The 13,127-nt window shown below is 63.7% G+C and carries 14 protein-coding genes; 10 read left to right on the top strand and 4 right to left on the bottom strand.

Translation table 11 applies throughout. The features are described 5' to 3' along the window. The first annotated feature begins 25 nt into the window (after positions 1-25). Both O3298_RS14365 and O3298_RS14360 read left to right on the top strand, forming a co-directional pair. On the top strand, positions 26-1,687 hold the full coding sequence (locus O3298_RS14365) for a SulP family inorganic anion transporter (protein ID WP_305059765.1): 1,662 nt from the start codon (positions 26-28) through the stop codon (positions 1,685-1,687). 48 nt (positions 1,688-1,735) lie between these two features. After that, positions 1,736-2,356: a ParB-like protein gene (locus O3298_RS14360; protein ID WP_289905290.1), complete on the top strand. Its 621-nt coding sequence runs from the start codon at positions 1,736-1,738 to the stop codon at positions 2,354-2,356. A gap of 12 nt (positions 2,357-2,368) precedes the next feature. Here the strand turns inward: O3298_RS14360 and O3298_RS14355 are convergent, their stop codons facing one another. Continuing rightward, entirely contained in the window at positions 2,369-2,941 is a 573-nt protein-coding gene (locus tag O3298_RS14355) for a DUF4337 domain-containing protein (RefSeq protein ID WP_305059764.1), read from the bottom strand. Between the two features lie 151 nt (positions 2,942-3,092). On the opposite strand from O3298_RS14355, the gene O3298_RS14350 reads away from it, so the two are divergent. Next, positions 3,093-3,545: a PaaI family thioesterase gene (locus O3298_RS14350; protein WP_099664278.1), complete on the top strand. Its 453-nt coding sequence runs from the start codon at positions 3,093-3,095 to the stop codon at positions 3,543-3,545. Between the two features lie 22 nt (positions 3,546-3,567). On the opposite strand, the gene gstA is transcribed toward O3298_RS14350, so the two are convergent. After that, a complete protein-coding gene (gene gstA / locus O3298_RS14345; protein ID WP_305059763.1) occupies positions 3,568-4,182 on the bottom strand; it encodes a glutathione transferase GstA in 615 nt (204 codons plus the stop codon). Between the two features lie 108 nt (positions 4,183-4,290). Continuing rightward, the gene (locus O3298_RS14340) at positions 4,291-5,187 is read right to left on the bottom strand and encodes a LysR family transcriptional regulator (RefSeq protein WP_289909565.1); all 897 of its coding nucleotides are present in this window, start codon (positions 5,185-5,187) and stop codon (positions 4,291-4,293) included. Between the two features lie 93 nt (positions 5,188-5,280). Here O3298_RS14340 and O3298_RS14335 point away from each other — a divergent pair, with 93 nt between their 5' ends. Then, the gene (locus tag O3298_RS14335) at positions 5,281-6,675 is read left to right on the top strand and encodes an MFS transporter (protein WP_305059762.1); all 1,395 of its coding nucleotides are present in this window, start codon (positions 5,281-5,283) and stop codon (positions 6,673-6,675) included. Here the strand turns inward: O3298_RS14335 and O3298_RS14330 are convergent. Continuing rightward, positions 6,655-7,515: a LysR substrate-binding domain-containing protein gene (locus tag O3298_RS14330; RefSeq protein WP_305059761.1), complete on the bottom strand. Its 861-nt coding sequence runs from the start codon at positions 7,513-7,515 to the stop codon at positions 6,655-6,657. The genes O3298_RS14335 and O3298_RS14330 overlap by 21 nt on opposite strands. 123 nt (positions 7,516-7,638) lie before the next feature. Here O3298_RS14330 and O3298_RS14325 point away from each other — a divergent pair, with 123 nt between their 5' ends. From O3298_RS14325 to O3298_RS14300, 6 genes are all read left to right on the top strand, one after another. Further along, positions 7,639-9,171, top strand: coding sequence for an MFS transporter (locus O3298_RS14325; RefSeq protein ID WP_305059760.1), 1,533 nt, complete (start codon positions 7,639-7,641; stop codon positions 9,169-9,171). Between the two features lie 47 nt (positions 9,172-9,218). Beyond that, positions 9,219-10,016: a hypothetical protein gene (locus tag O3298_RS14320; protein ID WP_305059759.1), complete on the top strand. Its 798-nt coding sequence runs from the start codon at positions 9,219-9,221 to the stop codon at positions 10,014-10,016. Between the two features lie 21 nt (positions 10,017-10,037). After that, positions 10,038-11,087, top strand: coding sequence for a hypothetical protein (locus O3298_RS14315; protein WP_305059758.1), 1,050 nt, complete (start codon positions 10,038-10,040; stop codon positions 11,085-11,087). Between the two features lie 147 nt (positions 11,088-11,234). After that, positions 11,235-12,089, top strand: a complete 855-nt coding sequence (locus O3298_RS14310; protein WP_305059757.1) for a toxin-antitoxin system YwqK family antitoxin — start codon at positions 11,235-11,237, stop codon at positions 12,087-12,089. Between the two features lie 156 nt (positions 12,090-12,245). After that, positions 12,246-12,677, top strand: coding sequence for a hypothetical protein (locus tag O3298_RS14305; RefSeq protein ID WP_305059755.1), 432 nt, complete (start codon positions 12,246-12,248; stop codon positions 12,675-12,677). Between the two features lie 55 nt (positions 12,678-12,732). Then, on the top strand, positions 12,733-13,032 hold the full coding sequence (locus tag O3298_RS14300; protein WP_289907219.1) for a hypothetical protein: 300 nt from the start codon (positions 12,733-12,735) through the stop codon (positions 13,030-13,032). The last annotated feature ends 95 nt before the right edge of the window (positions 13,033-13,127 follow it).

The following is a 13,127-nucleotide window of genomic DNA, read 5'->3' as shown; positions in this document are numbered from 1 at the left end:
CCGGCGCCACCCACCAGGAGCTTCCATGAGCGCATCGGCTGCGACGCAAATGAACCGCTGGCAAGATGCCAGCGCCGGCTTGTCGATCGCCGGCCTGCTGCTGCCGGAAGCGGTGGCGTATGCCAGCATCGGCAACCTGGCGCCGCAGGCGGGCATCCTGGCCCTGTTTGCGGGCTTGCTGTGCTACGGCGTGCTGGGCACGAGCCGCTTTGCCATCGTCTCGGCCACGTCGTCCTCGGCTGCCGTGCTGGCCGCGGCCATGGCATCCATGCCGGGCGGCACGCCGGGGCACCGGCTGATGCTGATGGCGGGACTGGTGATATTGACGGGGGCATTTTTCCTGCTGGCCTGGCTGGCCAGGCTGGGCAGCATTACGGAATTCATCGCCAAGCCCGTGCTGCGGGGCTTTTCCCTCGGCCTGGCCATCGTGATCATCGTGAAGCAGTTGCCCGGCGTGCTGGGCGTGCAGCCGGCGCACGGCGACGTGCCGCATCTGCTGGCGGGCCTGCTGGCAGGCGCAGGGCAGTGGAACGGGAGCGGCGCCGGCCTGTGCGCGGCGGCGCTGCTGTCGCTGTTCCTGCTTCGGCGGCTGCAGCGCTGGCCCGCCGGCCTGATCGTCATCGCGCTGGGCATCGCCGCCGGGCAATGGCTGGACTTGCCGCGCCATGGCGTGGCCCTGGTGGGCGCCATCGATGTCCGCCTGGCCATGCCTGTCTTGCCGCGCCTGACGCAGGAGGAATGGACGCGCCTGGCCGAGCTGGCGTTTGCGCTGGCGCTGATCCTGTATGCGGAATCGTATGGCGCCATCCGCAGTTTTGCCTTGAAGCATGGCGACGCCGTGGCGCCCGAGCGCGACTTGCTGGCGCTGGGCGCGGCGAACGTGGTGGCGGGCCTGTTCCAGGCCATGCCGGTGGGCGCCGGCTATTCGGCCACCTCCGCCAACGAGGCGGCCGGCGCCACCTCGCGCCTGGCGGGGTTGGTGGCCGCCGCCGTCGTGGGCGTCATCGTGCTGACCCTGCTGCCGCTGGTGGCCCTGATTCCCGTGCCCGTGCTGGCCGCCGTGGTCATCCATGCCGTCAGTCATACCCTGAACCCTGTTTCCTTGCGGCCATATTTCACCTGGCGCCGCGACCGCCTGCTGGTGCTGGCGGCCATTGCCGGCGTGCTGCTGTTCGGCGTGCTCGACGGCTTGCTGGCAGCCATCGCCATGAGCCTGCTGCTGATGCTGCGCCGCCTGTCGCGGCCGGGCCTGTCCGTGCTGGGTCGGCTGGGCGACAGCCACGACTACGTGAAGCTGGCGTTGTACCCGGCGGCCCGCGCGCAGCCCGACACGTTGATCCTTCGCCTTGATGAACCCTTGTTCTTCGTCAATGCCGAGCGCAGCCTGCACCTGGCGCGCACCCTGCTGGAGGAGCGGGCCGGTCCGCTGCGCAAGGTGATCCTCAGCCTGGAAGAGTCGCCCGACCTCGATGGCAGCAGCGTCGAAGCCCTGCGCGACTTTGCCGCGTTTGCGCGTCAGCAGGGGCTGGCCCTGGCGCTGGCGCGGCTGAAGGAGCCGGCGTGCGCCGTGCTGCAACTGGCGCTGCGCGACATGCTGGCCGCCCAGGCGCCGCCGGCGCTGCTGCTCAGTGAGTTGAGCGTGGCCGAGGCCGTGCGCCTGCTGGGCTGCACCACGCCTGAAAAGTAGCGGCGACTATGCTACGCTGGCGGCCAGGCCATGCATCTGGGAGACGGTATGACAAGCGCGAAACCGCAACTGGTCAAGGGACGGCTGAACAAGCTGCTGCCCACGCAAATCACGGTGGGCATGGCCGAGGTGGCGCTCAAGCGCGCGCATTGGGCCAGCCTGGGCCGGAAAGCGCGGGCGGCGGCGCTGGCCGACCACTGGTTTCCCAGCATTATCGGTCCGGAAGGGCGCCACTACATCGTCGACCACCACCATTTCGGCCTGGCGCTGCACCAGGAAGGCGTGAAAAGCGTCAGTTTGATGATCCTCAAGGATTTGTCCTGGCTGGAACCGCTGCACTTCTGGCATGTGATGGACCACCATCAGTGGGTGCACCCGTACGACAGCGAAGGCTTGCGCCGCGATTTTTCCGCCATCCCCCGGCACCTGAGCGGCTTGCACGACGATCCCTACCGCAGCCTGGCCGGCGAATTGCGCAGCGCGGGCGGCTACGCCAAGGACGTGACGCCGTTCAGCGAATTCCTGTGGGCCGATTTCTTGCGCAGCCGCATCGCGCCCGCCAGCCTGCAGAAAAATTTCCCCAAGGCACTGGCGCAGGCCATGAAGCTGGCGCGCAGCCAGCAGGCGCGCTATTTGCCGGGCTGGAGCGGCATCCTGCCGCCCGCCTGACCCCGCCTGCCGCTACAGCAGGAAGGCGCTGCCGGCCGCCAGTATGCCGGCCGCCGCCGCGCCCACGGAGCCCCACAGCAGCCAGCGCCGCCGCGTCAGCACGGTGATGGCGGCCAGCGCCACGGCGATCTGGATGAAGGTCAGGGCCATGGCCAGCCGTTCGTGCGGGCGCAGCTTGGCTTCCGACGCCTCGCCCAGCTTTCTCGACTGCTCTTCCAGCTGGCGCGCCTGCGCCTGCACCAGGGGCTTTTCCCGTTCCTGCCGCGCCTGTTCCGCCAGGAAGCGGGTCCGCACCTCGGGTACGCTGGCCAGCGCGGCCGTCGCTTCGGCGATATGGCCCTTCGTCGACTTCGCCTGGTACAAGGCCCACTGGTCGCTTGCCTGTGCCTGTTTCAGGATGCTCTCGTTCTTCAGGAACATGGCCTCGTTCTGCGCATTGCCGCTCTGGTAGCTGATCAGGGCGCCGATGGTGGCGAGGATGGCCGTCATCAGGGCGATTTTCTGCGTCAGGCCATCGCGCTCCTTCTCCGTCGCTTCTTCCACGGCGTGCTCATGGGGGCTGGGTACTTCGTATTCTTCTTCCATGGCGGACCTTTCGCGGGGGCAGGAGGAGGGATCATGTGTCGACATGGCGATACTACCGCATCCGCCGTGCAAGCCGGCGGGCGCTGCGACATGGTGCGAGCGGGCATAAGCGGGTACAGTAAGGCGTTCTCCCCTTGAAAGCGCACAGCCCATGAGCACGTCCCGTCTGCCCGACCCGCACTTCGCCGAGAAAGTCCGCGCCAGTTTCGATCTGCAAAACGCCATGACCCTGATCCAGGCCAGCCTGCCTGTGGTCAGCCACGGCAGCACGGAAATCCACGTGCCGCACTGGCGCGGCATCGAGCAGCAGCACGGTTTCGTGCACGGCGGCGTGGTGGGCATGATCGCGGACTCGGCCGCCGGCTACGCGGCCATGACCATGGTGGCCGACGGCGCGTCCGTGCTGACGGTGGAATACAAGATGAATTTGCTGGCGCCCGCCGATGGCGAGAAACTGATCGCGCGCGGCAAGGTGGTGCGCCCGGGGCGCACCCTGATCGTCACGCAAGCCGAAGTATTCGCCGTGCGCGATGGCAAGGAAACCCTGTGCGCGCTGATGCAGCAAACCATCATGGTGATGCACGGCAAGTCGGAAAAGACGTGAGCCGTGCACCGGGCGATGGCGTTTAAGCCGCCTTGGCCAGTCCCTCCGCTTCCAAAGCCGCCTTGACGCTGTCGCGCCGTGCCACTCTGGCCAGGAAGGCTTGCACATGCGCCAGCGCGGACAAGTCCACGCCCACGCCTGGCGCCCAGCCCGTGATGACGAACAAATAGGCGTCGGCGACCGTGAACGTGTCGCCCGTCAGGTAGGCCCGGCCTTCCAGGCGGCTGTCCACCCATTTGTATTTCTTGGCCAGTTGCTGGACGAACAAGGCCTTGGCGGCCGCGTCGATGCGCGGATCGAACAGGGGGCTGAACGATTTATGCAGCTCGGACGTGATGTAGTTCTGCCATTCCAGCACCTTGTAGCGGGCAAAATTGCCCACGGACGGCAGCAAGTCCTGTCGGCCAGCCTGTTCCGCGATGTACTGGGCGATGACGGGGCCTTCGCTCAAGGTCGTTCCATCGGCGAGCGCCAGCAGCGGCACCTGGCCTTTCGGGTTGAGTTCGTAGTAATTGCCGCCTTCCTGCGTCCGGTGCTGGCCCAGGTCGACCTTGACCAGGGTGAATGGCGTGCCCGTTTCGCGCAGGATGATGTGCGGCGCCTGCGAGCAGGCGCCCGGCGAATAAAAGAGTTTCATGGCGATCCTTGAACAGGTGGGAAAGTAGCCACTATAGTCCTGCGCCGCCGCACGGTAAACGCATGTTCGTTTGGCGACTGTCCACGCCCGGTGGACGATTGCGCTGGCTCAAACCCGGGGATAGCGCAAGGTGTCGAGCAGCAAGGTAAACGCGGGCGACGGGTGGCGCCGGCTCGGGTAATACAGCTTGTAGCCCGCGTACGCGGGGCACCAGTCGTCCAGCACGCGCACCAGGCGGCCATCGGCCACATAGGGCAGCACCACGTCTTCCGGCATGCAGGCCAGGCCCAGGCCATCGAGGGCCGAATGCAGGCGCATGGCCATGTTGTTGTAGATCATCTGACCTTCCACGCGCACCTTCAGTTCCTGCCCATCCTTGGCAAATTCCCAGGCAAACAGGCCGCCCAGGGTGGGCAGGCGCATGTTGATGCAGTTGTGCGCCATCAAGTCCTGCGGCGTGACGGGCGGCGGATTCCGGCTGAAATAGGCTGGCGAGGCAACGATGGCCATGCGGAAATCGGGACCGATGGGCATGGCGATCATGTCCTTGGCCACTTGCTCGCCCAGGCGCACGCCCGCGTCGCAGCGCGCGGCCACGATGTCGGTCATGCCATTGTCGACGATGACTTCGATGTGGATGTCCGGGTAGTGGGGCAGCAGGCGGGCGATGGCCGGCTGCAGCACCGTCAGTGCCGAATGCTCGCCCGCGCTGATGCGTATGTTGCCGGCCGGCTTGTCGCGCCGTGCGCTGAGCAGGGCCAGTTCCGCCTCGATCTCGTCGAAGCGGGGCGCCACCGTGCGCAGCAGCTGTTCGCCCGCCTCCGTGGGCGAGACGCTGCGCGTGGTGCGCACCAGCAGGCGCAAGTCGAGCCGTTCCTCCAGCGCGCGCACGGTCTGGCTCAGCGCCGACTGCGACACGCCCAGCTTGGCCGCCGCCCGGGTAAAACTGCCTTCGCGGGCCACGGCCACGAAGGCGAGTATGTCGTTGAAGTTGGTCTGTGCCATGGCGGATGTCTTTTCAATTCATTAGTTGTGCTAATAAGTTCATGCAGACTTTAGCATCTATTCATGGTAATGCATACGGCTTACAGTGATGGCATGAACAATCCGCCAGTTGCTACTCCCTCTGCCGCGCCGCACAAGGCGGCCATCCTCGCCATCATTCTCGTCAGTTACGTGATGATCGTGCTCGACACGTCCATCGTGTTGACGGGCTTGCCGAACATCCACCAGGAACTGGGCTTTACGGATACGGGCCTGGCCTGGGTGCAAAGCGCCTACACGCTGACGTTTGGCGGCTTGCTGCTGCTGGCCGCGCGCGCCGGCGACGTGCTTGGCAGGCGCCGCCTGCTGCAGTGGGGCCTGGCGCTGTTCACACTGGCGTCGCTGGCCATCGGCCTGGCGCGCTCGCCAGCCATGCTGATCGCCGCGCGCGCCGTCCAGGGCGTAGGCGCGGCCATTTTGGCGCCATCCACCCTGGCCTTGCTGCAAACCACATTTGCGGAGGGACGCGAACGCACGCGGGCCATCGCCCTGTACAGCGCCGTGGCGGGCATTGCCGCCAGCGTGGGGCTGGTGCTGGGCGGCGTGCTGGCCGAGTGGCTGTCGTGGCGCGTGGGCTTCTTCATCAACCTGCCCATCGGCGCGGTCATGCTGCTGGCCGCGCGCCGATTCATCGCGGAAAGCCCGCGCAGCCGGGGCCGCTTTGACGTGGCCGGCGCGGCCAGTTCCACCCTCGGCATGTCGGCCCTCGTGTATGGCTTGATCCGCTCGGCCGGCGCCGGCTGGGGCGATTCCTTGACGCAAGGTGCGCTGGCGGCGGGCGTGCTGCTGCTGGCCGCTTTCATTGGTATCGAACGGCGCGCCGCGCAGCCCATCCTGCCGCTGCGCCTGTTCGCCGATGCGCAGCGCAATGCGGCGTACGGGGCCAGGGTGCTGTTCCTGGGCTCCATGATCGGTTTCTTCTTTTTCACCACGCAATTTTTGCAAGTGGTGCTGCGCTATCCGCCATCGCTGACGGGCCTGGCTTTCTTGCCCATGACCCTGGTCAACTTCGGCATGGCCCTGTGCGTGCCGCGTTTGACGCGCCGCCTGGGCAATGCGCGCCTGCTGGCCATGGGATTGGCGACAACCCTGCTGGGCATGGCATGGCTGAGCCGCGTCGATGCGGGCACGGCGTACTGGCTGGGCGTGGCCTTGCCCATGGTGCTGATCGGCGCGGGGCAGGGCATGGCCTTGAGTCCGCTGACGGCGGCCGGCGTGGCGGGCGTGCCCGCGCAGGATGCGGGCGCCGCCGCGGGCATCGTCAACGTGGCGCACCAGCTGGGCAATTCGCTGGGGCTGGCGGTGCTGGTGGCGATCTCGTCCTTTGGCGCACACCAGCGCGTCGGCGCGGCGCTGCTGGCGCACCGCGTGACGGTGGCCCTGAGCGGCGCAAGCGCCATGCTGGCGCTGGCCTTGCTGCTGGTGCTGTCAAGCCGCCGCGGCGGCTGACCACTCGCGCAGCAACTGTCCGAACGCTTCGGCCGCCGCCGTGCTGCCGGCGGCGCGCCACAGCAGTTGGAACTGGGCGGCGGGCAGGGCGGGCAAGCCGTGCTGGCCATCGATCACCACCATGCCGGGCTCCAGGTCGCCTTGCGGCAAGGCCGTGACGGCCAGGCCCGCCAGCACGGCGGCGCGCAAGCCCTGCTGGCTGGGCGAGGTGAACGCCACGCGCCAGTCGATTCCGGCGCCCTCGAGGGCGTCGACGCCGACTTGCCGGTGCATGCAGGGCGCCGGTGAAAACGCCAGCGGCAGGGGCAGCGCGCCATCGTGCCGGAAATCCTGCGCCGCGGCCCAGACGAAGCGCGTGCGGCGCAGCACGGCCGCTTCATCTTGCCCGTCCGCCAGGGCCATGACGACGGCCAGGTCCAGCGCGTCGGCGGCGACCAGTTTTTGCAAGTCAAGATAGGTGCCGACCGTCACATCCAGGCGCACGGCGGGAAACAGGTGGGCGAACTGCGCCAGCAGGGCAGGCAGGCGCGCGCCCATGAAATTTTCCGGCACGCCGAAGCGCACGGCGCCCGCAAGCGAGGAACGCTGGAAGCGCCGCGACAGGGCATCCTGCGCGGCCAGGATCTGCCGCGCGTGGCGCAGGAAATCCTCGCCATCTTCCGTCAGGCGCAGGCTGCGCGTCGTGCGCACCAGCAGCGCCGTGCCCGCTTGCTCTTCCAGGCGGCGGATCTGGTGGCTGACGGCGGACTGGCTCAGGTGCAGCCGTTCGGCGGCGCGCGTAAAGCCGCCCGTGTCCGCGACGGCAACCAAGGCGCGCAGCAGGGCGGTATCGAAGTCCATGGCGTGACGCTCCCGTGATTCATGATGAAAATGAATGAATTGTACAAAATTTTGTCATTTCCCTCATGAGTCCAGGCTTTCTAGAATGGCGGCTCGCAGTGCGCCGTCTCCACGCGCCCCTCCATGACTACCGACATCAAGGCTTCGATGCACCTGACTACTTCACAACAAAACTCGCTGACCCTGGCCGCCGTCTGCCTGGCCTCGCTCATGTTTGGCCTGGAAATTTCCAGCGTGCCCGTGATCCTGCCCACGCTGGAAACCGTGCTGCATGGCGACTTCAAGGACTTGCAATGGATCATGAATGCCTACACCCTGGCTTGCACCACCGTGCTGATGGCCACGGGCACCCTGGCCGACCGCTATGGCCGCAAGCGCCTGCTGCTCGCCAGCCTGGCGCTGTTCGGCCTCAGTTCGCTGGCCTGCGGCTGGGCCGGCAGCACGGGCGTGCTGATCGCCGCGCGCGCGCTGCAGGGCATGGCCGGCGGCGCCATGCTGATTTGCCAGGTAGCCGTGCTGTCGCAGCAGTTCCCGGCAGGCGCCGCGCGGGGCCGGGCGTTTGGCGCCTGGGGCATCGTGTTTGGCCTGGGCCTGGGCTTCGGCCCCATCATTGGCGCGGCCATCGTCGCGCTGTCGAATTGGCAGTGGGTATTCCACGTGCACGGACCTCTGGCCGTCGTCGCGCTGCTGCTGGCGGCCCTGGGCGTGAGCGAATCGCGCGACCCGCAGCGGCGCAAGCTGGACGTGGCCGGCATCGCCACCCTGTCGCTGGCCGTGTTCAGCCTGGCGTGGTGCCTCACGCAGGGGCCGGCGCTGGGTTTCGATGATCCCCGTGCGCTGGCCAGCGTGGCCGTGGCGCTGGCCGGTTTTGCCGCGTTTGCCGTCATCGAACGGCGTCAGGCGGAACCGATGATCGACTTTTCCGTATTTCGCATCCGCCGCTTCTCGGGCGCGCTGCTCGGTTCGGCGGGCATGAATTGCAGTTTCTGGCCGTTCATGATCTATCTGCCCCTGTACGTGCAATATGGCCTCGGCTACAGCAGCCTGGACACGGGCCTGACCTTGCTGGCCTATACCTTGCCCACCTTGCTCGTGCCGCCGCTGGCAGAGCGGCTGGCGCTGCGCTACCGGGCCGATGCGGTGATTCCTGCCGGCTTGCTGGCCATCGGCACGGGTTTGCTGCTGATGTGCTGGGGCAGCCGCGCGGACGCCGCCAGCTGGCTGACGATTTTGCCCGGCTGCCTGCTGGCGGGCACGGGCCTGGGATTGACCAACACGCCCGTCACCAACACGACGACGGCTGCCGTGCCCGGCGAGCGGGCGGGCATGGCGTCCAGCATCGACATCAGCGCGCGCATGGTCAGCCTGTCCATCAATATCGCGCTGATGGGTTTTATCCTCATTGCAGCCATCCAGTCCGCCTTGCGCCGGCATGTGCCTGCCGGGATTGACGGGGCGGCATTGCGGGCGTTGGCGGAGGGAGTGTCGGCAGGCAAGGGCGGTGCGCTGCCGGCCGGCGTGGCGAAGCTTGCGCTGGCACAAGGTTTTGGCGCCGTCATGCTGTACGGCGGCGTTGCCGCCTGCCTGTTCGCCGTGGCCAGCTGGCTCGTGTTTGGCGTTGGACGTGCGGGTGCGCCAAGGCTTGGGAGGCTATAATCTGGGCACGTTGACAAGTGTTGCTCAACGTCATTACGAGGCCGTCCATGCATAAACTGATTTCCGAACTCACCCGCCTGTACCTGTTCGATGAACAGCAGCACTATGTCGATGGCGAGGGCAGCGCGCAGCCGCTGACGCCGGCCGTGCTGGCGCGCCATCTGTCGGGCGAGCAGACGGTAGCGGTGCGACTCGTGACCGGGAGCGGCCTGACGCGCGCGCTGGTACTGGAGTTTGGCGGCAAGGGCGGCGGCGAGGCGCACTGGAGCGCGCTGTGTGCGATCGCCAATGCCGTGCAGCATGAGCTGGACTTGCCCGCGCCCGCCGTCAGTATCTCGGGCACGGCGTTCCAGCTGTGGTTATCCTTGGCCACGCCCGTGCCCGTCGCCCAGGCGCGCCAGTTCGTGCAACTGCTGCGCTCGACCTTTTTGCCTGCCTCGACCGACATTCTTGCCGCCGCGCCGCCCGCCGACGTGGAACAGGTGGCGCTGCCGCCAAGCCTGCAGCCGTCGGGCAAGTGGGCCGCCTTCATCCACCCCAGCATGGGCGCCGCCTTCGTCGACGAGCCGGGCCTGGACATGCCGCCGCCGCCCGCCGCCCAGCTGGGCTTCCTGGAAAGCTTGCGCAGCATCAATCCGGCCCAGTTCGCGCAGGCGCTGGCGAAATTGCAGGGACATGCGGGCCTTCCGGAGTCTTCGCCAGCGCCTGTTCCCGTGGTCACATCGCCTGTTGCATCTTCCGTCAGCGCGTCCGGCTTGTTGCTGCAGGACGCCACCCTGGAAGACATCGTGCGCTGGCTGCATGCGCGCAACATCGAACCGACCTTCCGCCACCGGCTGCCGTAGCCACGGCATGGCTGGCTTGAGGTGAACAAGCAATATATATCGACATTCAGAACAATTGAAATTTCGGATGAAAGGCAGTATTCAATGGATTTCCATGTAGTCGCAAATTCCTATAATTGCTACGGCGGTCACACAACGTTGTCTCCGATCGGGGATTTTCTTCTGACGGGCAGCGCCAGTTTTGGCGACGCGATTCAGGAAATTGCGGTCACGCTTCACTTCAGGGACTCTGGTCCGGCAAAGAAGACACTGGAATCTCTGTTGGAGGCGCACAATAATTTCCGCGCAACGCTACCCAAGGTCACTTATCGAAGAGCAAAGGGCAAGGTCGAGATCGCTATCGCCAGCGAATTGATGGAAGGCCGGGACTGGACGCATTCTTCAACATTGTCTTTGCCACTTTTTAAAGCAGGTGTGGATGAAGTCATCCATGCATTAGGGCTATTGAGCAAGCGATTGAAGCGCACTGATGATTTTAGCCTGGAGAAATTTCTGGACCACTGTGAAGCTGCCAGGAAACGCGTCCCGGATTCCGAGGAAGCTCTGCAACTCCTGGCATCCGGCTTGAAGGCAGCGGCACAAGCCAAGCGTGATGGAATGTCGGCCTGGGAGCAGTTGGGAATCGACTGGGAAGACTTTCATCCCAAGGCACGCGAGATGCTGGATGATCCATTTTTTTGGAATTGCGCGGATGATTTCTCGCCGAACGGCAATGATACTGGAGCTGATCTTCTGGAGAGCTATCGCGATTGGCACAAGACGCACAAGGACGTCACGCCAATTCGATTCCTCGAGAAACTGGCAAAGCAGTGGGGATACGCCGACATACACGCCATGGACGATGACGTGCGCTGCGAAGCGTCGATTGCTCTCGCATTTGCGGATATCAAGTTAAGAGCGGCATGCAACCAACAGGTGCGACAACTGGCATTGGACGCTATCGGGCAGCAAAGAGCCCAGGCGCTGGCCGCGGGGGACTGGTCTCATCGCGAAGAAAAGCTACATGCTTTGGATCAGATCGAAGCAAAGTTGAAGCAGATGGATAACACCATGCTGCATTTGACGGACTGAAGAGCAGCGATCACTTTGACGTTGAATGTGATTTCGGGCGGCACAATGGGGCGGAACCTGCCAATGACAGCAGCCACAAGCGGCCATGGGAAAGCACTTTTCCGCTAACCCAGTCAATATTACAGATGCACTTGATTAGAGATGTACTTGAAAAAAAATCAGAAAATGATATGTGTGGCGCTAGGTGCGATGCTGTTGTGGCCAGTAGTGGCGCAGGCCGATATTATTCAGCGACACGTGTTTACGGCTATTTCTAACGAGAAAGATAGCAAAGGCGCCGATGTGCTGACCGTGGCGGAATCTACGGCCTGCGGCGGCAATCAGCTGCGCATAAAAGAGGGGATGCTGGAAAACAAAGATGAGTATGCGAGCCTCAGACCCGCACTCGCCGAGCGCATCCGTGACAAGACAGCAATGGTCGTGACCTTGTTTGGCTGCCCTGTCGGGAAAACCGGCGATGAGGCCATTCCGTTTGCGCGCATGATGACCGACTGTGGCCCGGACTCCTGTCCCGACGGCAAGGCGCGCCTCTACCTGGACGAACAGCTGATGCCGCAGGTCAAGCATCGCTCGCCTTATGTGCTGGTGCTGCCCTTACCAAAAGCAGCGTTGCCCGGCACTTGGAAGGTGGAGATTTTCGATACCATCAAGAGCGATCTGGTACGAATCTCCGGACAGACCAATGCAGCCGATTTTGTTTCTGGCAAGATGGTTGGCGGTTACCGCTATTATGATCGAGATGGCAATATCAAATCGCAGGTAGAGCTAGATGAGCATGGCCGCCAACACGGCGTAGCAACTACGTATTTTAGTCATGACAAGCTGGAGTCGCAGGGGCAATGGCGCGATGGCCAGCCCGTGGGTGTGCAAAATAGTTACCATCTCAACGGTAAGGTAAGCATTCGTCAGGTTTACAGTGATAAGGGCGTGCTGCTGAGTACCCAGCAGTTCAACGAGCAAGGTGTGCTGGTGTATTCAAGTGGTCAGAAGTCGAAAAAATGAACTGATGCGGTATGCCAGGCTCCCAGAGTATGTAGAGAGACGTAGCAGTGATGCAAGACGTCGTGGGGTTCCGGTTCGTTTTGAAGGTGGAGAGGTTGGCTGAAATCGGCCAAGAGCAGACAGTCAGTACCTTACTTCAACCTCACCAGATTTGTAATGACCTCAACGTTCGTATTCTCACCGGATTCATTTTGGCTACGCATTCCGGCACAAGTAGAAACTATTTCGATAAAACCGTTTGTCACGCCCTTCGGAGAGACTGACGAATTGCTTTGCTATGTGGGCGAGACTTTGCTTGGCAAGCTTGTGAAGTGTGGCGACGGTGATGGAAAAGTGATTGCTCTACTGCCTACACTTGACCGTAAACGTGCATATCTTTGGCCAAACCCAGATATGTTTTTGCAAGCGTTGTTGCATGTTCTGCGCTACGAATCCAACGCTGTCTTGTCTTGTGAGCGTGATACCGACCAAGACAAGGTGTTACCGCTGACCGAGTATCATGACGTCGCCGCTGTGCTGACGCAGGTGGTTAAATTTAGCAAAGATGGGGCGGGAACGTGTCCAACATTCCTGTATCAGAAACTGTGATGCCGGTTCCGGCCAGAAACGGACCTTCAGCTATGGATGTGAAAGGGAAAGATACATGGCAGTGCAACCGAAAACTCCTCAAGAGAAAAAGTGCCTCAGCTACGAGAAAGACCGCCGCAACACGTACGGTGAAAACAGCAAGGCCTCACGCAAAGGCATCCCATTAGCTAAAGCACGAGCGAACCGTTCAGAGCGGCACACGCAAAATCACGTTCTCGCGACAGCAGTTGGTGTTGAGAACAGCGACGCTCTGGCTGCTGTTGAAAATCTTGTTCGGAGTACGGAACCTCGAGACTGGCGTAAGTTCCCGGACACTTCTTTGGGCGAAGTCTTGGACCGGAAAGCTAACAAGTAACAGTCGTCTGCAATGGGGCGGAACCTGCCAATGACGGCAACCAGCCAGTAGCGGTCAGTCAGATTCGACCCACGAAGGGCAAAACTGTATCCCCA

The sequence above is a fragment of the Janthinobacterium sp. SUN137 genome (assembly GCF_030587265.1).
GTDB lineage: Bacteria > Pseudomonadota > Gammaproteobacteria > Burkholderiales > Burkholderiaceae_D > Janthinobacterium > Janthinobacterium kumbetense.
Note: the sequence above shows the minus strand (reverse complement) of the source record. Positions and strands in the feature narration are given on the sequence as shown.